The organism is Amycolatopsis sp. NPDC043889 (genome assembly GCF_056435645.1).
Map to the genome: position 1 here is coordinate 60,584 of NZ_JBWKEC010000028.1, position 23,760 is coordinate 84,343.

General features: G+C 68.1%; 24 protein-coding genes. 9 read left to right on the plus strand and 15 right to left on the minus strand.

Translation table 11 applies throughout. The annotated features are described in order from the left end of the window. Window positions 1-30: 30 nt before the first annotated feature. Complete coding sequence (locus AC0685_RS34250; RefSeq protein WP_478229289.1) at window positions 31-1,257, minus strand: DUF445 domain-containing protein; 1,227 nt, start codon at window positions 1,255-1,257, stop codon at window positions 31-33. 50 nt (window positions 1,258-1,307) lie between these two features. Next, window positions 1,308-2,537, minus strand: a complete 1,230-nt coding sequence (locus AC0685_RS34255) for a DUF445 domain-containing protein (RefSeq protein WP_478229290.1) — start codon at window positions 2,535-2,537, stop codon at window positions 1,308-1,310. 122 nt (window positions 2,538-2,659) lie between these two features. Here AC0685_RS34255 and AC0685_RS34260 point away from each other — a divergent pair, with 122 nt between their 5' ends. After that, entirely contained in the window at window positions 2,660-3,631 is a 972-nt protein-coding gene (locus tag AC0685_RS34260) for a coiled-coil domain-containing protein (RefSeq protein ID WP_478229291.1), read from the plus strand. A gap of 4 nt (window positions 3,632-3,635) precedes the next feature. Here the strand turns inward: AC0685_RS34260 and AC0685_RS34265 are convergent, their stop codons facing one another. From AC0685_RS34265 to AC0685_RS34280, 4 genes are all read right to left on the minus strand, one after another. After that, window positions 3,636-5,075 carry an FGGY-family carbohydrate kinase gene (locus tag AC0685_RS34265; RefSeq protein WP_478229292.1) on the minus strand — a complete coding sequence of 480 codons (1,440 nt, stop codon included), beginning with the start codon at window positions 5,073-5,075 and terminating at the stop codon, window positions 3,636-3,638. Further along, window positions 5,072-6,406: an MFS transporter gene (locus AC0685_RS34270; RefSeq protein ID WP_478229293.1), complete on the minus strand. Its 1,335-nt coding sequence runs from the start codon at window positions 6,404-6,406 to the stop codon at window positions 5,072-5,074. The genes AC0685_RS34265 and AC0685_RS34270 overlap by 4 nt, the downstream gene beginning before the upstream one ends. A 523-nt stretch (window positions 6,407-6,929) precedes the next feature. Further along, window positions 6,930-7,724 carry a DeoR/GlpR family DNA-binding transcription regulator gene (locus tag AC0685_RS34275; protein WP_340686328.1) on the minus strand — a complete coding sequence of 265 codons (795 nt, stop codon included), beginning with the start codon at window positions 7,722-7,724 and terminating at the stop codon, window positions 6,930-6,932. A 5-nt stretch (window positions 7,725-7,729) separates the two neighbouring features. After that, on the minus strand, window positions 7,730-8,347 hold the full coding sequence (locus AC0685_RS34280) for a histidine phosphatase family protein (protein WP_478229294.1): 618 nt from the start codon (window positions 8,345-8,347) through the stop codon (window positions 7,730-7,732). Window positions 8,348-8,424: 77 nt separating this feature from the next. On the opposite strand from AC0685_RS34280, the gene AC0685_RS34285 reads away from it, so the two are divergent. From AC0685_RS34285 to AC0685_RS34310, 6 genes are all read left to right on the plus strand, one after another. After that, window positions 8,425-9,111, plus strand: coding sequence for an HAD family hydrolase (locus AC0685_RS34285; protein WP_478229295.1), 687 nt, complete (start codon window positions 8,425-8,427; stop codon window positions 9,109-9,111). Further along, window positions 9,108-10,793 carry a dihydroxyacetone kinase family protein gene (locus tag AC0685_RS34290; protein ID WP_478229296.1) on the plus strand — a complete coding sequence of 562 codons (1,686 nt, stop codon included), beginning with the start codon at window positions 9,108-9,110 and terminating at the stop codon, window positions 10,791-10,793. Before AC0685_RS34285 ends, AC0685_RS34290 begins: the two co-directional genes overlap by 4 nt. After that, window positions 10,794-11,255, plus strand: coding sequence for a ribose-5-phosphate isomerase (locus AC0685_RS34295; protein WP_340686332.1), 462 nt, complete (start codon window positions 10,794-10,796; stop codon window positions 11,253-11,255). A gap of 206 nt (window positions 11,256-11,461) precedes the next feature. After that, a complete protein-coding gene (locus tag AC0685_RS34300) occupies window positions 11,462-12,496 on the plus strand; it encodes a 2-hydroxyacid dehydrogenase (protein WP_478229297.1) in 1,035 nt (344 codons plus the stop codon). Further along, window positions 12,493-13,941, plus strand: coding sequence for an FGGY family carbohydrate kinase (locus tag AC0685_RS34305; RefSeq protein ID WP_478229298.1), 1,449 nt, complete (start codon window positions 12,493-12,495; stop codon window positions 13,939-13,941). The genes AC0685_RS34300 and AC0685_RS34305 overlap by 4 nt, the downstream gene beginning before the upstream one ends. Before the next feature lie 2 nt (window positions 13,942-13,943). Continuing rightward, window positions 13,944-14,594, plus strand: a complete 651-nt coding sequence (locus AC0685_RS34310) for a class II aldolase/adducin family protein (protein WP_478229323.1) — start codon at window positions 13,944-13,946, stop codon at window positions 14,592-14,594. A 106-nt stretch (window positions 14,595-14,700) separates the two neighbouring features. On the opposite strand, the gene AC0685_RS34315 is transcribed toward AC0685_RS34310, so the two are convergent. The 5 genes from AC0685_RS34315 to AC0685_RS34335 all read right to left on the minus strand — a co-directional run bounded on the left by AC0685_RS34315 (window position 14,701) and on the right by AC0685_RS34335 (window position 18,479). Further along, window positions 14,701-15,393, minus strand: coding sequence for an HD domain-containing protein (locus AC0685_RS34315; protein ID WP_478229299.1), 693 nt, complete (start codon window positions 15,391-15,393; stop codon window positions 14,701-14,703). 66 nt (window positions 15,394-15,459) lie between these two features. Beyond that, a complete protein-coding gene (locus tag AC0685_RS34320; protein ID WP_478229300.1) occupies window positions 15,460-16,098 on the minus strand; it encodes a hypothetical protein in 639 nt (212 codons plus the stop codon). Between the two features lie 40 nt (window positions 16,099-16,138). Next, window positions 16,139-17,185: a hypothetical protein gene (locus AC0685_RS34325; protein ID WP_478229324.1), complete on the minus strand. Its 1,047-nt coding sequence runs from the start codon at window positions 17,183-17,185 to the stop codon at window positions 16,139-16,141. 149 nt (window positions 17,186-17,334) lie between these two features. Further along, a complete protein-coding gene (locus AC0685_RS34330) occupies window positions 17,335-17,922 on the minus strand; it encodes a transglutaminase-like domain-containing protein (protein ID WP_478229301.1) in 588 nt (195 codons plus the stop codon). Continuing rightward, window positions 17,919-18,479, minus strand: coding sequence for a TetR/AcrR family transcriptional regulator (locus AC0685_RS34335; RefSeq protein ID WP_478229302.1), 561 nt, complete (start codon window positions 18,477-18,479; stop codon window positions 17,919-17,921). The genes AC0685_RS34330 and AC0685_RS34335 overlap by 4 nt, the downstream gene beginning before the upstream one ends. An 87-nt stretch (window positions 18,480-18,566) precedes the next feature. Between AC0685_RS34335 and AC0685_RS34340 the strand changes: the two genes are divergently transcribed. Together AC0685_RS34340 and AC0685_RS34345 are read left to right on the plus strand one after the other, a co-directional pair. Next, on the plus strand, window positions 18,567-19,265 hold the full coding sequence (locus AC0685_RS34340; protein WP_478229303.1) for an alpha/beta fold hydrolase: 699 nt from the start codon (window positions 18,567-18,569) through the stop codon (window positions 19,263-19,265). A gap of 169 nt (window positions 19,266-19,434) precedes the next feature. Next, entirely contained in the window at window positions 19,435-20,298 is an 864-nt protein-coding gene (locus tag AC0685_RS34345) for an alpha/beta hydrolase (protein ID WP_478229304.1), read from the plus strand. A 39-nt stretch (window positions 20,299-20,337) separates the two neighbouring features. Here AC0685_RS34345 and AC0685_RS34350 read toward each other — a convergent pair whose 3' ends face one another. The 4 genes from AC0685_RS34350 to rlmB all read right to left on the minus strand — a co-directional run bounded on the left by AC0685_RS34350 (window position 20,338) and on the right by rlmB (window position 23,744). Next, a complete protein-coding gene (locus AC0685_RS34350; RefSeq protein WP_478229305.1) occupies window positions 20,338-20,802 on the minus strand; it encodes a hypothetical protein in 465 nt (154 codons plus the stop codon). A gap of 9 nt (window positions 20,803-20,811) precedes the next feature. Continuing rightward, window positions 20,812-21,156: a hypothetical protein gene (locus AC0685_RS34355; RefSeq protein WP_340686341.1), complete on the minus strand. Its 345-nt coding sequence runs from the start codon at window positions 21,154-21,156 to the stop codon at window positions 20,812-20,814. 12 nt (window positions 21,157-21,168) lie between these two features. Next, entirely contained in the window at window positions 21,169-22,602 is a 1,434-nt protein-coding gene (locus tag AC0685_RS34360) for an MBOAT family O-acyltransferase (protein WP_478229306.1), read from the minus strand. A gap of 185 nt (window positions 22,603-22,787) precedes the next feature. After that, the gene (rlmB, locus tag AC0685_RS34365) at window positions 22,788-23,744 is read right to left on the minus strand and encodes a 23S rRNA (guanosine(2251)-2'-O)-methyltransferase RlmB (RefSeq protein WP_037335364.1); all 957 of its coding nucleotides are present in this window, start codon (window positions 23,742-23,744) and stop codon (window positions 22,788-22,790) included. Window positions 23,745-23,760 lie beyond the last annotated feature (16 nt).

The window sequence follows — 23,760 nt, forward strand, 5'->3', positions numbered from 1 at the left end:
AGGGAAGGGGGAAACCGTATCGGTTGGGCCTCAGTGAAGCAGCAGAAGCACCTGAAGTTCACCGACAAGGCCGCCGATCACCGCGCCGACGGCGATCAGCTTCCACTCGTCCTGCCGGAACGCCGGGCGCAGCAGCTGCTCGAATTCGAGCGGGTTCAGCCGCCGCATTCTGTCCACAATGGTGTTCCGGACGTCGAGTGCGTTGACCGCGTAGCTCTCGGCGTGGCGGATCGTCTCCGGGATCCGTGCCGCCGCCTTCGCCGCCGCCGTCTGCTTCATCTCCTGGAACCGCCTGCTCCCGACGGCCAGCGCGACGAACGGCTTCACGACGCTCGCCTGCGCGTCGATCGTCCGCCGCACCTCGCGCGTGATCATCGTGAACAGCTTGTCCGACTTCGGCCCGCTCAACACGGCTTCGAGCAGGTTGGGGATGGTGATGATCTCGCGCGCGATCATGTCGCCGTAGTCGGCGGAGACCTGGTCCTTGCGTTTCTGGAACACGCCTTGCCAGGTGTAGAAGCCGAAGAACCGCTTCGGCTCCCGCGGCAGGAAGATCATCTTCAGGGCGATCCAGTCGGTGAACCAGCCGATGCCGATACCGAACAGCGGCAGCACGATCGGCGACTTCGTCAGCGCCCACACCAGCAGCTGCACGCAGCCGAGCGAGAACCCGAACACGATCCCCGACCGCGCGATGAACCGCATCTCCGGCCGCGAGATGTCGCGGATCAGCCGGTTCAGCAAGGCCTTGTCGCGCACCAGGTTCGTCACGACCATGTGCTTGAGGTCGAGCACGTCCTCGATATTCTCCGCGATCTCGCCCATGATTTTCGTGATCGCGCGCGGCGCCTCGGCCTGCACCCGTTTGAGCAGCAACTGCTGGGCGGTGTTCGGGAGTACTTCCCAGAGTCTGGGCTGGTACTGCTCCATCACCTCGCGCGTGACGTCCTCGACGATCCGCAGAAGCGGCTGCTCGATCTCCTTGGCCACCTGGGCCGGGTCGAGCCTGGCGAAGATCTCCTTCGGGTCGACGAGGTTGGTCGTCAGCATCTCGGTGGCGGTCGCGGCCATCCGCTCGGCGTTGGCCGGCAGCACTCCCTGCCAGCCGAGGAACGGCTTCACACCGACGAATTCCACCGGTTTGAACATCATCTCGATGGCGACGCGTTTGGTGACGTAGCCGATCAGCGCGGCGATGAACGGCATGCTGACATACACCGGCCAGTGCTCGCCGAGATCGGCGATGACGGCGTCCACTTTCCTGCCCCTCCCGCGTCGCGCTTGAGGGGCAACCTAGCCGCCTGTCCTCAGTGGAGGAGTAGCAGGACCTGAAGTTCACCCACGAGCCCGCCGATCACCGCGCCGACCGCGATCAGCTTCCATTCGTCCTGCTGGAAGGCGGGTCGCAGGATCCCCTCGAACTCGAGCGGGGTCAGTTGCTGCATCTTCGTGACGATGGTGTTGCGGACGTCGAGCGCGTCAGTGGCGTAGCTCTCCACGTGTTTCACCGTTTCGGGGAGATACGCGATCGCCTTCTCCGCCGCGGCCTTCTTCATCTCCTGGTACTGGACCCCGCCGACGGTCAGCGCCACCAAGGGCTTCGCGATGCTCGCCTGCGCGTCGATGGTGCGCTGCACCTCGCGGGTGATCATCGTGAACAGCTTGTCCGACTTGGGTCCGGTGAGCACGGCCTCCATCACGTTCCGCACGGTGAGCACCTCGTCCGCGATCAGCGCGCCGTAGTCCTTGGCGACCGCCTGGCGGCGTTTCTGGAACATGCCCTGCCAGCTGAAGAACAGGAACCGGCGCGGCTCGCGCGGGTAGAAGATCATTTTCAGCGCCAGCCAGTCCGTGACGAAGCCGGTGACGAAACCGAAGATCGGCATGATCAACGGCTGCTTCGTCAGCGCCCACGCGACGAACTGGATCAGGCCGATGACGAAGCCGAACCAGATACCGGACCGGGCGATGAAGCGGAGCTCCGGGGTCGCGACCTCCTTGATCAGGCGGCAGGTCAGCGATTTGTCGCGGACCATCGCGTTGATCAGCATCTCGTTGACGTCGAGGACCTCGTCGATGTTCGTCGACACCTCGCGCATCAGCTTCGCGACGACCTTCGGCGCCTGCGCCCGGACCTGGTCGACCAGCATGCGCTGCGCCCGGGTCGGCAGCAGTTCCCACAGTCTGGGCTGGTACTGCTCCATGACCTCGCGGGTGACGTCCTCGACGGCCTTGAGGAGCGGCTCCTCGAGTTCCTTGACCACCTCCTCGGGATCGAGCCGGGAGAAGATCTCCTGCGGATCGACGAGGTTCTTGGTCAGCAGGTCGACGGCGGTGGTCGCCATCCGGCGCGAGTTGGCCGGGATGACCCCCTGCCAGCCGAGGAAGGGTTTGATCCCGACGAACTCCAGCGGCCGGAACATCATCTCGATGGCGACGCGTTTCGTGATGTACCCGATGAGCGCGGCGATGAAGGGCATCGTGGCGTAGACGTGCCAATGCTCGCGGATGTCTTCGAGGATCGCCGAGATGTCCAACCGGGCCTCCCTGCTTACGAGCTGTCAACAAAGCAGGATGCCATGTGATCGCCCTGCCGCACGCCGAGTGCAGCCGTTTGGCGGTACTGCCCCACGGGTCCCCGCTCATTAAGGTGGCCGCCATGGTCGCTCCTGAGAAGACGGCGCCTCAGGCGCCCTCAGCGAAATCGCCCCAGTTCGCGGGCGCTGTCCGCGGTTACGACAAGCGCCAGGTCGACGAGCGTCTCGCCGAGCTGGCCGCCGAAATCAAGCAGGCCTCACGCAGCCGCGACGAGGCCGTGGCGACCGCCGGTGAGCTCACCAAGGCGCTCGGTCACGCCCAGAAGGAACTGGACGAGACCAAGGCCGCGCTCATGCGGATGAGCTCGAGCCCGTCCGGCGCCGGCGCGATGGCCGAACGCGTCCGCATGATGATGCAGCTCGCCGAGGAGGAGATCACCGACCTCAAGGCCGCCGCCGAAGCCGACGCCAAGTCGACACGGGCCGAAGCGGACAGGTACGCCCACGAAACGCAGCGCGCGAGTGACAAGGCGGCCAAGGACGCGCAGGCGGAGCGGGAGAAACTGCTCGCGGACGCCAAGGCCGAGATCGAGCGGCTGAACTCCGAGGCGGCACAGAAGCGCAAGGAGCTGGACCTGGAGAGCGTCCGGGCCCGTGCCGCGGCGGACAAGAAGGCCGAGGAGGCATCGGCCGCTCGTCGCGCGGAGGCGGAGAAGGCGTCCGCGGACAAGATCGCGGAAGCCGACCGGGTGTCCGCGGCCAAGCGTGCCGAAGCCGAACGGATCTCGGCGGAGAAGATCGCCAAGGCGGAGAAGTCTTCGGCGGAGGACATCGCCGCGAAGCAGGAGCAGGTCGCGGAGGCCCTCGCCGACGCGAAGACCCAGCAGACCGAAGCTCAGCAGGCTCGGAAGCTCTCGCTGGAACTCCGGTCGAAGGTCGCCGAGCGGCTTTCCGCCACGGACGCCGCCGTCCAGGAGGCCATCCGGCTGCTGGCTCCCGCCCCGGACGCCGCCGAGGCGCCCAAACCGGAAGCGGCCAATCCGGCTACGCCGAAGCCGGCTCCTACCAAGACCAACGGCCCACGCCCTTCCTGATTTCTCACCGCTGGGCGACGGCGAACAGCTCGTCGTCGATCCAGCCCCTGGTGTGCAGCTCGGTGCAGAACCGCCGGTAGGACTCGGCGAGCGCGGCGCTTTCGCGCTCGTCGGGTTCGACCAGCGTTCCCTTGCCGAGCCCTGCGGACGCCTCCGTGAGCCCGCCCGGCAGGACACCCGCCGCGGCGAGCAGTGCGGCGCCGTATCCCGTTTCGGCCCGTGGGGACACCCGCAGGCCGAGCCCGGTGACGGTCGCCCGGATCCGCGTCCACAAAGGACTCTTGCTGCCGCCGCCCGCCGCCAGCAGCGGATCGGTGATCGTGACGCCGAGGCGGCGGAGGTGATCCAACGCCAGCCGCTCGAGGAAGGCGACTCCCTCCAGCCTGGCCCGGTGCAGCTCGACCTCGTCGGCTTCGCCGGACACGAAGCCCTCGGCGTCCGCGCTGGCGAACGGAAAGCGTTCGCCTTTGCGCCGCAACGGATACGCGACGATCTCGGCCGGGCCCAGCGCGGCCGCCGCCGCGTCGAGTTCGGGAAGACACTCCTGTCCGGCGACGGCCTCGCCGCCGGTGTTCGACGCGCCGCCCGGGAGCCACCAGCCATCCGGATGACGGTGGCTGTACATCGCCCCCGTCGGATCCGGGACCAGTTCTTCGGTGACTCCCTTGAGTACATAGGTCGTGCCGAGGATCCCGACGAAGCTCCCGGGGGTGACCGCCCCGGCCGCGAGCTGGCCCGCGCAGCCGTCGGTCATCCCGGCCACGACGAGGCAGCCTGCCGGGAGCCCGGCGACCGGACGGGCCACCTCGCCCAGCACGGTGGCCGGCGCGACCACCGAGGGAAGCAGGCTCGCCGGTACCCCCAAGGCATCGAACACCTCGCCCGGCCATTCGAGGGCGAGCGGGTCGTAGCCGCTCTTCAGCGCATGCGACCAGTCGGCCGCCACCGGCCCACCGGTGAGTTCCGCGGCGATCAGCTCGGGCGTGTGCCGGATCCCCGCGACGCCGGGGACGTGCTCGGCCAGCCAGGCGACGCGGCCGAGCGCGGCCGTGGCGGACACGCCGAAACCGAGCCGCCGCCAGCGATCCGCGCCGAGTTCGGTGGCCTTGAGGTTGAGCTCCGCGCCACGCCTGTCGTCGTACATCAGCGCGGGCGTGACCGGCTCGCCCGAGGCATCGACCCCGACGATCGTCCCCGACGTCGCGGCGACGGCCACCGCGGCGACCTCGCCGCCCCTGCCCGGCAGCTCGCCGGTGACCTTCGCCAGCACCGTCTTCACCGCGGGCAACCAGGACCGGGCGTCCTGCTCGCTGCGCCCGCGGCCATCGCGGACCGGAGCGGGCAGCGGCGCGGCGGCCGAAGCGAGGACGGTGCCGCCGCGTACCGCGAGGGCGCGGACCCCCGCGGTGGCGACGTCGATGCCGATCGTGACGGGTTGGTTCACGTGGTGACGACCTTCTCTCCGGCTTCTTGCAGACTCTTGTCCTCTTCGATCGCCTTCGCCGTCTCATCGGGCAATTTCAGGTAGCGCACCATGACCGCCGCGACCAGATACAGCGCGGCGAAGACGATCACCACTCCGGCCGCTCCCAGCGGGCCGAGGAACACGCTGACGATCGCCGGCCCGGCGAACGCCGCCGCGCCCGCGCCCAGGTTCAGCAGTGCCATCGCACCGCCCTTGTTCTCCGGGGCGAGGGAGGGGAGCAGCGCCGAGATCGGCACGAACCCGGCGAGCGTGGCGCCGTACAGCGCGCCGACGAGCAGCGCGAGCCAGTAGTACTCGGCGCCCATGGCGATCGGGACGAAGTACAGCAACAGGATCGAGATCGCGCAGCCGATCGCGCCGAACCAGAAGATCGTGGTGCGCCAGCCGATCCGGTCGCTCAGCACACCGAAGATCAGGTTGAAGAAGATGTTCGTGCCGTAGATGACCGAGACCAGGAGGAGCCAGCGGCTCTCCCCGAAGCCGATTTCCTCGATGAAGATCGTCGGGAAGAACACCAGCATCCCGAACTCGGGTGCCGTGTTGATGACGCGGACGAGCATCCCGACGCCGACACGCGGCTTCTTCCACGCGATCGACACGCTGGACACCAGGCTCTGCACCGGTTTCACGTCCGGCGGCGCGAGCCGCGTGTACCCGGTCCGCTGGCGGACCCCGAAGATCGCCAGCACTCCGCCGGCCGCCAACAGGGCCACCGACACCCAGAGCGTGCCGTACTGGCCCAGCACCGGGTTCGTGAAGCTCGCGACCAGCGCGCCCAGCGTCGGCAACCCGCCGGTGAACGCGAAGTAGAACCAGCCCACGGCCGCGCCGAGCCTGGCGACCGGCGCCACCGCGGTGATCCAGACCAGGAAACCGAACGCGAACATCGGATAGCCGAAACCGCGGAGACCGTAGAACACCAGCATCAACGGGTAGTTCTCGCCCGACACCGCGACCGCGAGGAACAGCACGTCGAACACCAGCCAGATGGCCAGGCCGATCATCATCACGCGCCGCGGCCCCCACAGGTCCGACAGCGCGCCCGACAACCACGACGCCAGCATCACGGCGACGCCGTACACGGTGATGACGTACGAGGCCTTGATCTCGGTGCCCGCGCCGTTGTCCGCCATGAACGGCGCGATGAAGCCCGATTCGACTCCGTCGCCGATCATGAACAGCAGCAGCCCGGCGTAGCCGAGGAACAGCGGGGCGGGCAGGCCCCAACGGTTCAGTACGCGGGCGAACCCGCTCCCGGATCGCGATAACGGCGGTGTTACCTGGTTCATGCACGCCTCCATGACGTCGTGTCCAGCGTATCATGGATCGTGTTAACTTAACTTTCAAGATGTTACATCGATGGGTTTTCGTGTTAGCCTCGCGCGCCTGGGCGGGCCTCGGCCGCGCGTGTGTCGTCCCGTCAATCACGCGAAACGGCCTGCTCGGGCGGTCGTGAGTGGCGAGAGGCGCCTTCGGCTCTGGTCGTGGGTCGGGTTGGTCGTGAGTGGCGTTTCGGGTTCTAACCCGAAACGCCACTCACGACCCCCTCGTGCAATCGCCCTCCGGGCATCAGTCGGACATTGAGCCAGCGAAAAGTGTTCTTGGTGGACGCTCAGGGGCGCGGTCGGCTCCTGTCGGCCAGGGCAACCGAGCGCGTGACCTGCGGCAATCCTCACCGCTTACGATCAAGACCCCCATCCAAGATCAATGGGGTTCCAACCGCATTCCTCACTCACGACCACCCGCCAGGCACGCCTCAGTGCTCGCCCCATCGGCCCGCGAACCGGCAGACCTGACGCCGGGCCGAAGCCTTCAGAGCTCCGCGATGTCCACTTCCACCTGGCTTCGCATCTCCTCGGCCAGGTGGTCTTCCACCCCGTCGTCGACGATCAGCACGTCGAAGTCGCTCAACGGTGCCAGCCGGTGCAGTGCCGCGCGTTCGGTCTTGCTGTGGTCCATCAGCAGCACCTTCGTCCGGGCGCTGGCCAGCATCGCGCGTTTCAGCATCACGATCTCCGGCTCCTGGTGGAACGTCATCCGCGTGTTCATCGCCGAGGTCGAAACGAAGGTCGCGTCGACGTTGATCCGCTCGATCGCCTCGAGGCTCTGCATGCCGAGGAACGAGTCGTGGGTCGCCGAGTAATCGCCGCCGATGCAGATGAGCCGCAGGTCGGGGACGCCTTTGAGCAGTTCGATGGCGCCGAGGTAGTTCGTCGCGACGGTCAGCGGGGTGACCCGGTGCAGCATCTTCGCCAGCGCTAGGGCGCTCGTGGAGTCGTCGAGCAGGATCGACATCCCCGGTTCGACGCGCGCGAGCGCGTGCGCGGCGATGGCCATCTTCTCCTCCGAATGCACGTTCATCCGGTAGTCGGCGTTGCTTTCGAAGACCGTCGACGGCATGGCCGACACGCCGCCCCGGTACTTCCGGAGCAGGCCGCGCCGTGCCAGTTCGTCGACGTCGCGGTGCACCGTCATGGTGCTGACGCCGGTGAGTTCCACCAGTTCGGCGATGCTCGCGGAGCCGGTCGTGAAGACGTGTTCGGTGATCAGCTGCTGACGCGTGTTACGAGAGTGTGCGCTCGCACCGGCCGTCTTCTCGTCGCTCATACCGTTCAGTATCGCGTGTGCGCCGGCTGGTTGAGGCGCAGCAGGCCGGTGCGCGTGCCGTCGATCGCGATCTCGGTGACGGCCGCGTTGTCCAGCCGCGGGAACACCGTGCGGTAGGTCTCGAGCGGGATGCCGAGCAGTGCGCACAGGGTCAGCCTGATCAGCGTGTTGTGCGCGACGACCAGCACCGTCTCGCCCGGTACCTCGGCGGCGATCGCGCGCAAGGCCCCGGCTCCGCGGGCGGCCGCTTCCTCCGGAGGCTCCGAACCGGGGAAGGCGCCGGTCACGGGATCGGCGAGAAACCGCGCGACCGCCTCGGGATCCGACGCCGCCAGCTCGTCCCTGGTGCGCCCTTCCATCAGTCCGAAGTGGACTTCACGCAGTCCGTCGATCACTCGCAAGGGCAGGCCCAGCGCCTCGGCCGAAGGCGCCGCCGTGCGACGAGCCCGGCTCTGCGGCGAGCAGTACACCGCCGACGGCTTGACCGCCGCGGCGAAGCCGGCGAGCTCGTCCGCCTGGCGCAGTCCTTCCCCGGTCAGCGCGACGTCGCTGCTGCCCGCGTACCGGTTCTCGGCGTGCCATTCGGTCTGGCCGTGCCGTGCCAATAACAACCGTGCGACCACGGGATCCCTCCTCGGGGCTTGTCCAAATCACATCATCGATGTTAACTTAACAGCATCGATGTGAAAGGAGATGCCGGATGGCACTCGCCGCGGTGGTGTTCGACCTGGACGGTGTCCTCGTCGACAGTGAACACCTTTGGGAGGAGAACTGGGTGGCGTACGCCGCCCGGCACCGCACCGAATGGACGGCTGAGGACACCGCGTCCGTGCAGGGGATGAGCGCGCCCGAATGGGCCGCGTACCTCGCGAAGCGGTCCGGCACCCCGGAAAGCGCGGCCGAGGTCGAGCGTGCCGTGGTGGACGGCATGATCGCCGCGATCGAGGCGGGAGAGGCGCCCTTGCTGCCGGGCGCCGGTGAGATGGTTCGCGAGGTGAGCGCGAAGGTGCCGGTCGCGCTGGCGTCGTCGGCCGCCCGCCGGGTGATCGACGCGGTACTCGACAAGCACGGGCTCACCGGTGAGTTCTCCGCGACCGTTTCCAGCGCCGAGGTCGCCAGGGGCAAGCCGAGTCCGGACGTCTACCTCGAAGCCGCGGCCAGGCTGGGCCGGTCCGGCGAGGAGTGCCTGGGCGTCGAAGACTCCGGCAACGGCATCCGTGCCGCCGCGGCGGCCGGGCTCACCGTGATCGCGCTGCCGAACCCGGTGTACCCGCCGAAGCCGGACGCGCTGGAGCTGGCCGCCGAGGTCGCGGAGAACAACGACGACGTGCGGCGCAAGCTGCTCGCGTACCTGTCCGGCGAACTCGCGGAAGCGAGCGGGCGATGACGGTCCTGGGTACCGCGGAGACGTTCAAACGCGACTGGCTGGACGGGTTCGTCACCGCCTACGGGCGTTCGGTGCGCAAGGTGCCCGATGCGTACGGCGTGCTGCGCCGGGAGGATTCCGCGCCCAAGGTCGCGGTGGTGATCGGCGGCGGCTGCGGGCACTACCCCGCGTTCGCCGGGCTGGTCGGTCCCGGGCTCGCCGACGGCGCCGTGGTGGGTGACGTGTTCACCAGCCCGAGCGCCGAACAGGTCTATCGCACGGCGCGGGCGGCGGAGAGCGGCGCCGGCGTGCTCTTCGGTTACGGCAACTACCAGGGCGACGTGCTGCATTTCGGGCTCGCCGCGCGGAGGCTGGCCGCCGAGGGCGTCGAAAGCCGGACGATCCTGGTCACCGACGACATCGCCAGCGGTCCCGCCGACGCGCCCGAAAGGCGTCGCGGCGTCGCGGGCGACTTCCTGGTCTTCAAGATCGCGGGTGCCGCCGCCGAACGCGGTGACGATCTGGCCGCCGTGCACGCGGTGGCGGAGAAGGCGAACGCGAACACCCGTACCTTCGGCGTCGCGTTCGGCGGGTGCACCCTGCCCGGCGCTTCCGCGCCCCTGTTCACCGTCGGCGAGAGTGAGATGGAGCTGGGGCTCGGCATCCACGGTGAGCCCGGTGTGCGCACGGTCGGCAGGCTGAGCGCACGGGAGCTGGCCGACCAACTGGTCGACGGCCTCCTCCCGGAGCTGCCCGCCGGTGACGGCCGGGTGGTGGTCCTGCTGAACGGGCTGGGGCGCACCAAGTACGAGGAGATGTTCGCGACCTACACCCGCGTGCACGAACGGCTCGCCGCGGCGGGGCTCAGCCCACTGCACACCGAGGTCGGTGAATTCGTCACGTCGCTCGACATGGCGGGTGTCTCGCTGTCGATCTTAGTGCTCGACGACGAACTCGCCGAGCTCTACGCGGCTCCTTGCGACACCCCTGGCTACCGGAGCACCGGTGCCGCGCTGGCACAGGTTCCGCTGGAATCCACAGTGGACTCGCTGCTGGCCGAGACCGCACCGGGGCAGGGCATCGTGGACCGCGCGTTGACGGCGGCCCTGCACGACATCGAGGCCAACGAGGCCGAACTCGGCAGGTTGGACGCGGTCGCGGCGGACGGCGACCACGGTCTCGGCATGACCAGGGGGATGCGGGCCGCGGTGGCCGCCGCGCGGCGGGACGAAGACTCGCTGTCCACCGCGCTCCTGGCCGCCGGGACGGCGTTCGCCGACGCGGCGGGCGGTGCGTCCGGTGCGCTGTACGGGGTCCTGCTCGCCGAGACCGGTGCGGGACTGCGCGGTCTGGCGGGCGACGAGGTCACCACGGAAGCTCTCGCGAGCGCAGTGGACGGCGCCGTGAAGGCGTTCGTCGAACTGGGCAAGGCCGAGCCCGGTGAAAAGACCATGCTCGACGCCATCGAGCCGTTCAGGCTGGCGTTGCGCGAACAGGCCGAGGCGGGCGCCGACGTCCCGCAGGCCTGGCAGAAGGCGGCCCAGGTCGCGGTGAGCGCGGCCGAGGCCACGGCGGACCTGCTGCCCGCCAAGGGACGGGCGGCCCGGTTGGCGAAGCGGAGCAAAGGGCACCCCGATCCCGGGGCCACTTCGTTCGCGTTGCTCGTCACCGCGGTCGGCCAGGCTCTGGGAAAGGAAGACTGAATGCGGATCGTGGTGGCGGCGGACAACGCCGGGGTCGCTCTCAAAGACCAGCTGCGTGACCTGCTCCTCGCCGATGACCGGGTGGACGAGGTCACCGACCTCGGCGTGGCAGATGGCTCCGACGACAAGGCGTACCCGCTGCTCGGCCTCGCGGCGGCGGAGACGATCGCCCGGGGCGAGGCGGATCGCGGTGTGCTGGTCTGCGGGACCGGGATCGGCATGGCCATTTCGGCGAACAAGGTGCCCGGGGTCCGGGCCACGGTCGCGCACGACTCGTACTCCGCCGAGCGTTCGGTCAAGTCGAACGACTGCCAGGTGATCACCTTCGGCGCCCGGGCGATCGGTCCGGAGCTGGCGAAGAAGATCGTCGCCGAATGGGTCGGCTACCGCTTCGACCCGGCCTCGGCCAGCGCGAGCAAGGTCGCGCACATCACCGAATACGAGCAAGCGCTGAGTACCTGATGGTGAACCCGCGACCGCGATCGACGTCGGCAGGGCGCTGCCCTCGCAGGGCACGTCACGTCCGGCGGACAGGGCGCCCTGCCACCGCGATAGCGGGGCCTTCGGCCAGGGCGGCTTTACTCGTACGGTCACTTTTCCGGATACATCTCAGCTCCGCCAACAATCATTGAGACTGCCCGATGCGGGCACGGAGAGAGGACGCAGAGTTGCGGATACTCGCTGCGGGAGACCATTTCGTCGGCACCGGCCTGCTGGCCGACGCCGTCCGTGCCGAGATCGGCGCCGGGCACGAGTTCTCGGAACTGACCCTGCCCTGGCCGGTGGAGCCGTTCGGCCCGGTCGCGAACGTGCACGAGGCGAGCGGCACCGAGGAGCAGGTGATCGAGGCGCTGGCGGGAGCCGAGGTCGCGGTGACCCAGATGGCGCCCTTCACCAAGCAGGTGTTCGCCGCCGCGCCGGGGCTCAAACTCGTGTCGGTGTGCCGGGGAGGCCCGGTCAACGTGGACCTCGCGGCGGCCACCGAAGCGGGTGTCGCGGTGACGTACGCGCCCGGCCGGAACGCCGGTGCCGCCGCCGAATTCGCGGTGGGGATGATCCTGGCCGCGATGCGCAGGATCTCGACGTCCTCGGCCGAACTGCTGGGGGGCACCTGGCGCGGTGACTACTACGCCTACGACCAGGCCGGTCTCGAACTCGACGGGACCACCGTCGGCCTGGTCGGGTACGGCGCGATCGGCGCGCGGGTGGCCAAGGTGCTCGTGGCGTTCGGCGCGAAGGTGCTGGTCGCCGACCCGTTCGCGGACCCCGCCAAGATCGCCGCCGACGGCGCGGAACTCGTCGAGCTGGAAGCTCTGCTGCGCCGCAGTTTCGTGGTGAGCCTGCACGCCCGGCTCACCGAGGAGACCCGGCATCTGATCGACGCCGCCAAACTCGCCTTGCTGCCGGAGGGCGCCGTACTGGTCAACACCGCGCGCGGTGGCCTGCTGGACTACGCCCCGCTGCCGGAAGCCCTGCGTTCGGGACGGCTCGGCGCACTCGCGCTCGACGTGTACGACGTCGAGCCTCCGCCCGCGGACTGGGCACTGCGGGACGCGCCGAACGTGATCGCGACCCCGCACCTCGCCGGAGCAAGCAGGCAGACGGCGGAGCGGGCGGCGAGTATCGTCGCCGCCGAGGTCGGCCGGTACGTCCGCGGGGAGGCGCTCGCGAATCTGGCGAACCCCGAGGTCCTGCGGCCATGATCATCGGCGTCGACATCGGCACGTCACTGACGAAGGCGGTCGTCTTCGACAAGGCCGGGATGTCCGTGGCGAGCGCGTGCACCACGTCCGAGGTGCACCACTTGCCGGGCGGGCTGGTCGAACAAGACCTCGACCAGGTGCTCGGCACCGTGGCGACGGTGGTCCGCAAGGTCGCCGCCGGGCTCGACGGTCCGGTCACCGCGCTGGCCCTCACCGGACAGGGCGACGGACTGTGGCTGCGTGACGAGTCCGGCGAGGCAGTGCGCCCGGCGATCTCCTGGCTCGACGGACGGGCGAACTCGCTGCTCGCCGAATGGCAGGCCGACGGAGTGACCAGGGAAGTGTTCCGCCGCACCGCGTCGGGAATGTTCCCGGGCTGCGCCGCGGCGATCATGTCCTTTTTGGACACTCATGAGCCGGAGTCGCTGGACAGGGCGGCGGTGGCGGGCTACTGCGTCGACGCGGTGCTCCAGCGCTTGACCGGCGAGATCACCGTCGACGCCTCGGATGCTTCGCTGCCCTTCCTCGATCCGGCGACCCGGCGCTACGACGAAGGTGCCATCGCGGCCGTCGGACTCTCCCACCGCCGGAGCCTGTTCGTGGAGCCCGCGGCGCCGAAGACCGTTTTCCGGCTGGACGAGCGCGGAGCCGGGCTGCTCTGTCTTCCCGTCGGGCTGCCGGTCACCGCGGGGCCGTTCGACCTGCCCGCGAGCGCCATCGGCGCCGGTGTACGACGGCCGGGCGACGGCATCCTCACGGCGGGCACCACACTCGCGTGCCAGGTCCTGACGGACTCGGCGGAGTTCGATCCGGAGGGCGAGCCGGCGGGCATGTTCCTTTGCACGCCGGAAGAGGGAGAGTTCCTCCGGGCGATGCCCGCGATGGTCGGCACCGCGGGCATCGACTGGGTGTGCCGTCTGTTCGGCATCGCGGTCGAGGAGATCGGCCCGCTGCTCGACGCGAGCAGGCCGGGCGCGGGTGGTGTTCGCGCGCTGCCGTTCCTCTCCGCGTCGGGTGAGCGAGCGCCGTTCGTCGACGCTTCGGCGAGGGCGCAGTTCTCCGGCCTGAGCCTGGAGAGCGAACGCGGCGACATCGTCCGGGCGCTGTGCGAGTCGATCGCTTACGCGGCAAGGCATTGCTTCGACGCCGCCGGGCTCACCGGCACGTTGTACGCCTGCGGCGGCGGGGTTCGCTCGCTCGAGTGGACCCGCATCTTCGCCGACGTTCTCGGGCGGCCCATCGTGATCCCCGGCGATCCGGGGGTCGGCGCGCGGGGAGCGGTGATCGTCGCGGCGGACGCCCTCGGCGAGCCGGTCGACAGGGAGTTGTGGGCGGAAAGCGCACGCGTCGTCGAGGTCAGGCCCGAGAACGTAGAGTTCTACGAGCAGGGCTACGCCGACTATCAGGCCTCACTGGCCGCGGCCCGCGGACTATGGAGGTTGTGACGGTGATCCTGGCCAAAGAACGCTTGGCGGTCTGCGAATTCGCCCGCCGGATGACCACCGACGGACTCGTGGTCGGCACCTCCGGGAATGTCTCCGCGAGGCAGGGCGACCTGATCGCGGTGACCCCGACAGGAGTCGACTACGCCGGGCTGCGGCCGGAGGACGTACCGGTCGTCGGCCTGGACGGTGAGGTCGTCGACGGCTCGCTCAAACCGACCAGCGAGCTCCCGATGCACCTCACCGTGTACCGGCAGGCGGTGGATCCGGACGGCAAACCGGTCTCCGCCGTGGTGCACACGCATTCCGTGCACGCCACGGCGGTCTCCACCCTCGTCACCGAGGTGCCGCCGATCCACTACATGCTCGCCGCGATCGGCCCCACAGCCCGTGTCGCGGCCTACGCGACGTACGGCACCGAGGAGCTCGCCAAAGTGATGCTGGAGGCGCTGGAAGGACGCCGTGGCTGCCTGCTGGCGAACCACGGCACCATCACCTTCGGCGACAGCCTCGGCTCCGCCTACAGCCGGGCGCAGCAGCTGGAGTGGGTCTGCCAGGTGTGGCTGACGGCCCGGGCGGCGGGAACACCGAACCTGCTCCCGCCCGCCGAGATCGAGCACGTCGTGGAGAAACTCCGCGGCTACGGCCAGCGTTGACGTCACGCGTGTTCCGTCTCCAAGCACGCGTGTCGCGCCTCTGAACACGCGAAAACCGCTGTACGCCACCGAATGACGAGCCGATGGCAATCGTGATCGCACGACGCTAGGAAGCAGCGGGCTCGGCCTCGAAGTCCGTGGCGTCCACGGCGTGTACCGCGTCGAGGAGTTCGACGACCGTCGGATCGTCGACGGCTTCCTTGATGCACTGCCACAACTGAAGATTCGCCAACGCCCAGCGGGAGTAGTTCTCCGCCGCTTTGGGGTTGTAGAAGTAGTAGCCACTGTCGTGGACATCGCGTTGCTCGCCGACGATCTTGTCCGCCAGTTCGCGGAGGCTCAACCCGTTCTCCCGCAGATAGCGGTGGGCGAGTACGACGGGCGTCACCGGCAGCGCCTTGAACAGCGTGTCGGCGTCGCTCAACGCTTGAGCCTCGAGCGAGATGTGCCGGCCTCTGGTGGCCATTTCGGCTTCGTCGATGATCTCGTCGATCCACCGGGCCACGGTCTCCTCGACACCGCATTCCCGCAGGATGCCCAGCCGGAGGTCTCGTCCGGCGGCCGCGGGGGAGTTCCGGTGCACGATGTAGTTCACATCGTGCACCAGCGCCGCCACCTCGACGACGGATCGGTCCGCACCGTTGTGATCGGCGAACCCCGCGGCCTTGGCCCGGACGAAACTCACGTGGTGCCAGCCGTGGAACTGCAGTCTGTCCGCATAACGCCAGCACAGTCGCCGGACATGGTGTTCGACGGCTTCGATGGTCTGGGAAGTAATCGTGCTCTTTCGCGCGCGCATACACCTCTCCGATCCCGTTTACAGACGGGTGGAGCAAGGGTATGCGTCTTCGACGGCGGTGTGTAGTCAGATGCGGCCCGCCAGGTCCCCCAATCGGACCTCGACCGGAACGTGACGATGTCCGATTCCGGTCTTCGGGTCATAGGAAAGACTGAACTCGCTCACGGGACGTGATTTCACCAGAAACGTCATGGTCCCTTCGGTGGCCTCGGGAATCCGATGGAACTCGTCCGCGTACATGACGCCCGCGGATCCCGTCTGACACAGCGTGCTACGTCGTAACCGAACCGATGTGATCAATCCGGAAAGTTGATCTCGCAGGGTCGAATAGCGCTCGTGGACATAGTTGCCACGGAGGATCGTGGTGCAGAAGTGATATCTGTGGTTGTGCACGGAATCGGCGTACCCCTCGCGCCAATCCGACGGCGACTTGTACTCGTGCAGCCAGATCGAAAAGGGATCCGTCGGGCAATCGAGCAGGCACCAGGCGAAATGGGTGGTGGTCTCCCGGGACCGCTCGAGTACCGTGCTCGCCTCGTCCGGGCTCAGGGAATCCAAATGCCGCCGGAGGTCGTCGCGCAACTCTGGTCTCGACGTCCAGTCGCGGAAGATTCTGTCGACGATCTGCCAGTGCTGTGTCAGCGGCAGGTCCGTGGTCCGGAGCAGCGCGGAGAACTGGGTGAGGGGGGACAAGCGAGTGAGCAACTTCAGCTCCTCAAATCTAGTGCCGTGCGACGCCGAGAGGTCAGTGGTTCAACTCGGCGAGTGTGGTGAACTCCTTCCGGAAGGTGTGGAATTTCCCTTCCAGTTCGAGGAAGTTCTCTTCGGACAGGGGAGAGCCGGTGATCTTTTCGTACAGGGCCAGGAAATCCGCCCTCGTCGTCGTGGTCGAGATGCGGAAGTGCCGTCCGGAGCGGGACTGGGACACGCGCAGGAACTCGGAGCGTTCCTTGTTGTACAGGAACGAGCCTTCGCTGAACCGCAGCGTGCGCGGATACAACGTGGTCGCGCCGCGGATGTCGCTGTACAAGGTCACCCAAACGCTCTCGTCGAACACTTCGAGGCGGTCCAGTGGCGGATCGGCGACGACGGTGATGTCCACCAGCGAGCACCGGCTGCGCGCCAGGAACAGCCCGACGAGGCCGATGCTGATCTCGTCGTTGAGCCGCTTCCGGATCGTCTCGTAGTCCATTCCCGCTTCTTCGCTGCGCAGGAGATAGCGCGCCCTGCCGCCGATCGCGCCCTCGTCGCGTGGGTCGGCGATGACCACGCGAAGTTCCCTTTCGGTGCGGGACAACAGCAATCGGGCCGCGGCGTGCCTACCGGAGAACCCGCGGAAGAAGTAGTGCCTGGTCACGTCGAGGTCTTCGGTCATGACCCGGTTGAACAACGGATCCGGATCGGTGGTCGCCTCGAAGACGTGGGTGGGGAAGAATTCCTTGTTGAGCGAACGGTATTCGGCGCTGAGCGCTTCCAGCGCCCGGCGGCTTTCCTCGATCACCGGGGTCACCATCGCGCGCTGTGACGCGGTGGCGGTGATCAGGGTCTGGCCGAAGCCGACCACCGCGGAGATCAGGGTGCCGGTGCCCAGTGAGGTGAGCAGCGTCTTTCCGGCGCCGGGATCCATCATGCTGGAGATCCACAGGCTGAGGCCCGCGACGACGACCAGTACGGTGAGCAGCAGACTCGTCCTGGTCCAGAAGATCTCTTGCAACGGGGTACGGCGGAGCCGATCGGCTTCCGCGGGCACGAAGGTCACCTCCTTGATCGGCACTCGAACGGACGAACGCAGTGCGTATCGGTTTGAGTGCGGGGAGTTACTCTACGCGCATCGTGACCAGGCCGAAATAAGAAATTCGGGGGAAAGCACCCGACAACGAAGGTGACGCTCGGCGATGCCAGTTTCGCGTCGCAGGTTTCGCCGGATCGCGAAAAAACCACTCACGGAGCGTGTGGAAGGATTCCTTCGTACCACGCGGGTCCGGGCTTCGCCGACGACAAGGTTTCGACGACTGCCGAAGACGGTGCGGAGTACACCGTGGGGAAGTCGATCTCGCCCTTGCTCGGGTCCAGTGTCCACGCGAGCCGCTCATCTTCCAGCAGAAAATGCGCGTCCGCACCGTTTTTGTTGCCTCTGGGGTCGAGCCGGATCCACCGGTCCAGGCCGGCGACGTACACGCCGTTGAGCCCGTGCAGAACGCCGATCCGCTGATAGCAGAACCCTGCCGGGATGCCTTGGCTGCGAAGCAAAGCGGCCAGCAGATGGGCCTTCGCGTAGCAGAGCCCGACTCCCTCGCGCAGAACCTCGGAGGCCATAAGAGTGACCCGGGAATCGACGGCGTCCACCGTATGGTCGATCTCGTCGCGCACGAAGTGAAACATCGAACGAATCACGTCGACTTCGGTGCCACCGGTCGGTGACAGTCCGTCAGCCGTTTCGCGGATCAGTGGGTGATCGTGATCGATGATCGCGTCGGCGGCGAGATAATCTTCGAGCCGCTCGGATTCGATCTTCAGTGCGATTTTCACGCGGCACCACCCAATACCGTGTCGACGACCTCTTCGAGGAATTTCGGACCGGCTTCGCCGCCGCGCAGCAGCAGCCGGAACCAGATCGCTCCCGCGAGCAGATCCATCACCAGAACCGGATCGACGCCGGCGCGCAGTTCGCCCCTCGCGGTGGCGCGTTCGAAGATCGGCTCTTCGCGTGCCATGCGGTCGGCGAAGAAACTCCGTGCCACGTCACCGAGTTCGGGGCGCCGGGGGCCCGCGGTCAAGGTCGCCGTGACGACCGGCGCGGTGCGCTCCGAGGTCAGCAGCCGGTGGATTTGCGTTGCCACGGCGAGAAGATCGCCGCGCAGGCTGCCGGTGTCGGGGACGTCGACGGCGAACAGGCCCGAATCGCGCAGCGCGGCGGCCAGGAGCGCGTCCTTCGACGGCCACCACCGGTACAACGTCGTCTTGTTGACGCCGGACCGGGCGGCGACGGCCTCGATGGCGAGCTTGTCGTAGCCGTGCTCGGCCAGAAGTCCGAGGGTGGCGGCGAAGATCGCCTCGGCCTTGCGCGGGCCCTTCCGGGTACTCACCGGAGCACAATACAACGCACCGTTGCGTTGTGCGGTGAGCGGGCGTAGTTTGCAACGCAACGGTGCGTTGCATTCAGGAGGTAGTCCATGATTCCCCTCGTCTTCGTCCACGGCGTCCGGCTCAGCGGCGCCGCCTGGACCGAGCAACTCGAACTGCTCGGACAGGCCGCGAAAGCAGTCGACCTCCCAGGCCACGGCACCCGCCGGAGAGAGCGGTTCACCCTGGACGATGCGGTGGATGTGATCACCGAAGCCGTCGACGAACCCGCGCTGGTCGTCGGGCACTCCCTCGGTGGATACGCCGCCATCGCCGCGGCCGCACGGTATCCGGAGCGCGTGGCCGGCCTCGTCGTCGCGGGCTCGACCTTCCTGCCCGGCCGGGCACTGGAGACTCCGTTCCGCGCAGCGCACCGCTTGCTCATGCGGCTGCCGGACCAGGGGGAACGGCTGAGCCGATGGCAGTTCCGAAGTGCCCTGCCGCCGAAAGTCGCCGAAGCGGTGATCGGCGGCGGCATCGCGACCGAGGTCATCCCGGACGTCGCCAAGGCCTTCGCGGACTTCGACGTGCTCGCGGAACTCAAGACATATCCGGGGACGACGTGGTTCATCAACGGCTCACGCGACCACTTCCGCCGCCATGAACACCGCTTTCTCGACGCCTGCGCCGACGGACGCCTTATCTCCGTGCCGAAAGCCGGGCACTACCTGCCGATGGCGCGGGGCAAGGAGTTCTCCCTGTTGCTACTCGACGCGGCCCGCAGCCTGTCGATCTCCGGCAGCCGGTAATTCGGAGGCGCCCGGCGCCGCCCCCGGCTAAGGTGATCACCATGTGTTCCGTCATCCACAATTGGCAGGCCGTCCGCACCCGGTCGACGCGCTGACCTGGTGCCGCTCTTCGTCGGCGTCAAGGTCCACACGTCCACCGTTAGCCAAGGGATGACAAGGATCTTTCACCATGCGCGCACTTTCGCGCCCCATTTTCGTCTTCGTTCACGGCGGCTCCAGTAATGCACGGGCGTGGGGCCCGTTGCAGAACGAACTGGCTCTGCTCGGATACCGTTCGCACGCCGTCGACCTGCCCGGCCACGGGGACCGAGCGGACAGCCCGGCCGCCTACTACCGCCAACCCCAGGACCTCGCGGCACTGGCTTCCGCTCCCTCCCCGCTGCGCGGAGTCACGTTGCAGGACAACGTGCGGCACGTCGTGGACACCCTGCGACGGCTCGACGGCCGAGCGCCGGTCGTCCTGGTCGGCAACAGCCTCGGCGGGCTGACGATCAGCGCCGTCGCCAACGCCGCGCCGGACCTGCTCGGCCGCGTCGTCTACCTCTCCGCCCTCTGTCTCAGCGACCCGGCCATGCTCACCGAACAGTGGGACGTGGTCGATGAAAATCTGCTGGACGCGCTGGCGGCGCGGATCACCGTGCCGGAGGTGAACGAACCCGGCGTGGCCCGGCTGAACTGGCGAGGTGCCCACGGCGACCCGGCCTTGTTCGCCGAGTTGAAGGCCGCCATCATGGCCGATTCCACCGACCACCAGTTCCGGCTGTTGCTGGACTCTCTGGATCCGGACGAGAGCTACGCGGTACTCGAGCCGAGCGCCTTGGTTCAGGCGGACGGGTGGGGGCGTGTCCCGCACACCTACGTCCGGCTCGCCGCGGACCACAGCATCACTCCGGCGGTTCAGGATTACATGATCCGCAAGGCCGACGAGCTGACTCCGCACAACCCCTTCGAGGTGCACACCCTGGCCTCGTCGCACGTCGGCTACTTCAGCCGGCCGCGGATCTTCGCCGAGCTGCTGATCGATCTCGTCTGAGACAGCGCCCTCGCCGCCGGTTTCGGCGGCGAGGGCGCTTCAGGCTCGCAGCCTGTCGATCTCCACCGTGAGCTCGGAACGCAGCGAGTCGTGCTGAGGCCCCAACGACGAGGCCCAGTTTTCCACCGGATACAGCCAGACCGGACGCCCGACCACGTCGGCCGGCTCCCAGTCGTACCGCGGCCAGACGTGGGCGTGCAGGAACGGATCCGTGTTGCCGAGGATCTCCAGATTCACCCTCCGGAAACCAGGATCCCTCCGCGCGCAGACGTTTTCGACGGCTTCGCCGAGCAACTCCATATCCGCCAGGAACTTCAGCCGTCGCGGTCGCGGTAGACCGGTCAGCCTGCCGACAGTGGGGGAATCGGTCAGGAGGACGCAGTAGCCCGGGAGGAACTGCGTATCGCCGATCACCGCGAAGCCCGCGTCCAGCCGCCGCAGCACCGTCGGGTTCTCCCCGCGCAGCGCCGAACCGATCCGATCCCGCTTCCAGTCGCCGGTCATGCGGCCAAGCTAGCCGACCGGGAACATCGAACCACCGGAACCGGTGAACTGGGCGGTCAGCCGGACCGGCTCCGGATGGGGAGCCAGGACGATCGAGGCAAAAGGCGTCGCGGCGGCCTGTGATCCGTAGTTGGTGTGCAGATGCGCGCTGACGTGGACGTTCCGGTCGGCGGGGATCTCGAACGTGACCGCACCCCAGGAGACCACGAACTGCCTGCCGTCGATGCTCACGATAGGGGCGTACGGCACAGAGCTGGAGGGGAACGGACGCAGTTCGACGGTGAGCAGGCGGCGTGGGCCGTCGTGGTTGTCGACGTACGGGATCACGCCGGGCTGAGCGGCCAGGTCGGTCATTCTCGGGCTCCCTCAGAACTGGTAGTAGAGGAACGGGCTGAACGTCCCGGTCGCGATCAGGATGGCCGCGTACACCAGCCCGACGGTCATGACGCCGATCCGCAGCGCCGTCGCGGGGCGGCTCCGTGAGGACTCCAGCAGCGGCCCGGTCACCGGATGCGCGGGCAGGAACACGATCGCCAGCGCGCACAGCAGGATGACCAGCCGCTGGTTGGTCACCGCGCTCTCGACTACGTCGGTGAGGCCCGTGAAGTCCGGCAGCACCATGTGCCCGATCATGCCGAGCGCGTGCGGCAGGTCCTTGGCGCGGAAGAACACCCAGCCGAACACCACGAGCACGAGCGTCAGCGCGCGGCGGCCGATGCGGGCGGCCTGCGACTTGGGGGTGACGTCGTAGCCGAAAGCGCGTTCCACGATCAGGAGCGCGCCGTGATAGATGCCCCAGATCAGGAACGTCCACTGCGCGCCGTGCCAGAACCCGGTCAGCACGAACACGATGCACAGGTTCCGGTACGTGTGCCCGGCGCCGGTGCGGTTGCCGCCCAGCGGGATGTAGACGTAGTCGCGGAACCAGCGCGACAGCGACATGTGCCAGCGCCGCCAGAACTCGGTGATGGTCACCGACGAGTACGGTCTCGCGAAGTTCTCCGGCAGCCGGAAGCCGAGCATGCGCCCGAGCCCGATCGCCATGTCGGAGTACCCGGAGAAGTCGAAGAACAGCTGAAGCGTGTACCCGATCGCGCCGAGCCAGGCGATCGCGAAGGTCATCTGGTCGGGTGGCGTGTTGAAGCAGGCGTCCACCATCGGGCTGAGCGAGTCCGCGATGATCGTCTTCTTGCACAACCCGAGGGCGAACCGCGGGAAACCGGCGGCGATGTCGTCGAGGCGGTGGGACCGCTGCTGCGGCAGCTGGTCGGCGATCTCCCGGAACCGCACGATCGGCCCGGCCACCAGCTGCGGGAACATCGCGATGTACGCGGCGAACGACACCGGGTCGCGCAGCGCGCGGCGTTCACCGCGGTAGATGTCCACCACGTAGGAGATGTGGTGGAACGTGTAGAACGAGATGCCGATCGGGATGACCAGGTCGGCCACCGGGAAACCGCCGCCGAACCAGTGCGTCACGGCCGCGATCTGCTGCGTCGCGAAGCCCGCGTACTTCCAGATCAGCAGCATGCCGACGTTGAGGCCGATCACCCCGAGCAGCAGCCGCTTGCGCCGTTTGTTCTGCAGATCCCACGCGTTCGGCTCCAGCGCGGGCCCGGCCAGGAAGTTGACCACCATGCAGCCGAGCAGGACCAGCGTGTACGGCCCGGCGCCGGTGGCGTAGAAGATCAGGCTGCCGACCGCGACGATGCCGTTCCGCCAGCCGCGCGGGCACACCAGTACGGCGAGCAGGACCGCCGGCATGAAGTACCACAGGAACAGCGGTGAAATGAACGACATCGGTGCGGGGTCCCCCAGGGCGGTTACGCGTTATCCGCTGGTGACCCTAGCCTGAGCGCCTGGTGGCGGAGCTGAGATGGCCCGGAAAAGTGACCACACTCGTGAACCCGCCCGGCCGACGTCGATCGCGGACGCGGGTTCACCAAGAGTCACCGCACCCCGCACCGTGTGACGAAGTGCGGGGGTCAGACACGTCCCGCGAGCCGACGGCGGCGCGCCACCTCGGCCAGCAGCACCCCGGCAGCGACCGACGCGTTGAGCGACTCGACGCCCGCCGCCATCGGGATCGACACGGTCGCGTCGCAGGTCTCACGCACCAGCCGGGACAGGCCGCGGCCTTCCGAGCCGAGCACGATGACCAGCGGATCCGCCGCGAGGTCGAGCTCGTCGATGTCCACCGAGCCGTCCGCGTCGAGGCCGACGACCATCAGGCCCTCGTCCTTCCACGCCTTCAGCTGACGGGTCAGGTTGGTCGCGACGGCGATCGGCAGCTTGGCCGCGGTGCCGGCGGACGTCCGCCACGCGACCGCGGTCATGCCCGCGCTGCGCCGCTCCGGCAGGAGGACCCCCTGCGCGCCGAACGCGGCGGCCGAGCGGATCACCGCGCCGAGGTTGCGCGGGTCGGTGACGCCGTCGAGCGCGACGAACAGCGGGGTCTGCCCCGAGTCCTTCGCCACGGCCATCAGGTCGCGCGGGTCGGCGTAGACGAACGGCGGGACCTGCAGGCCGAGGCCCTGGTGCATGGCCCGGTTGGTCTTGCGGTCGAGTTCCTCGCGCGGGATCTCCAGGATCGAGATGCCCTTGTCGCCGGCGAGCCGGACGGCCTCGTTCACGCGGTCGTCGATCTCGATGTTGATCGCGACGTACAGCGCGGTGGCCGGCACGTCGGCGCGCAGCGCCTCGACCACCGGGTTGCGCCCGGCGATCAGCTCCGGCTTGTCGGCCTTCTTCTGCCGCGCCTGGTCCTTGCGGTCACGCGCGTTGGCCATCCGGTACGCCTTGTGGCCGGGCCGGTCCTCGGCCTTGGGCGTCGGGCCCTTGCCTTCGAGGCCCTTCCGGCGCTGGCCGCCGGAGCCGACGACCTGACCCTTCTTCGTGCCGGGCTTGCGAATAGCGCCCTGGCGCCGGGAGTTGCCTGCCATCAGTGAGAATCCTTGA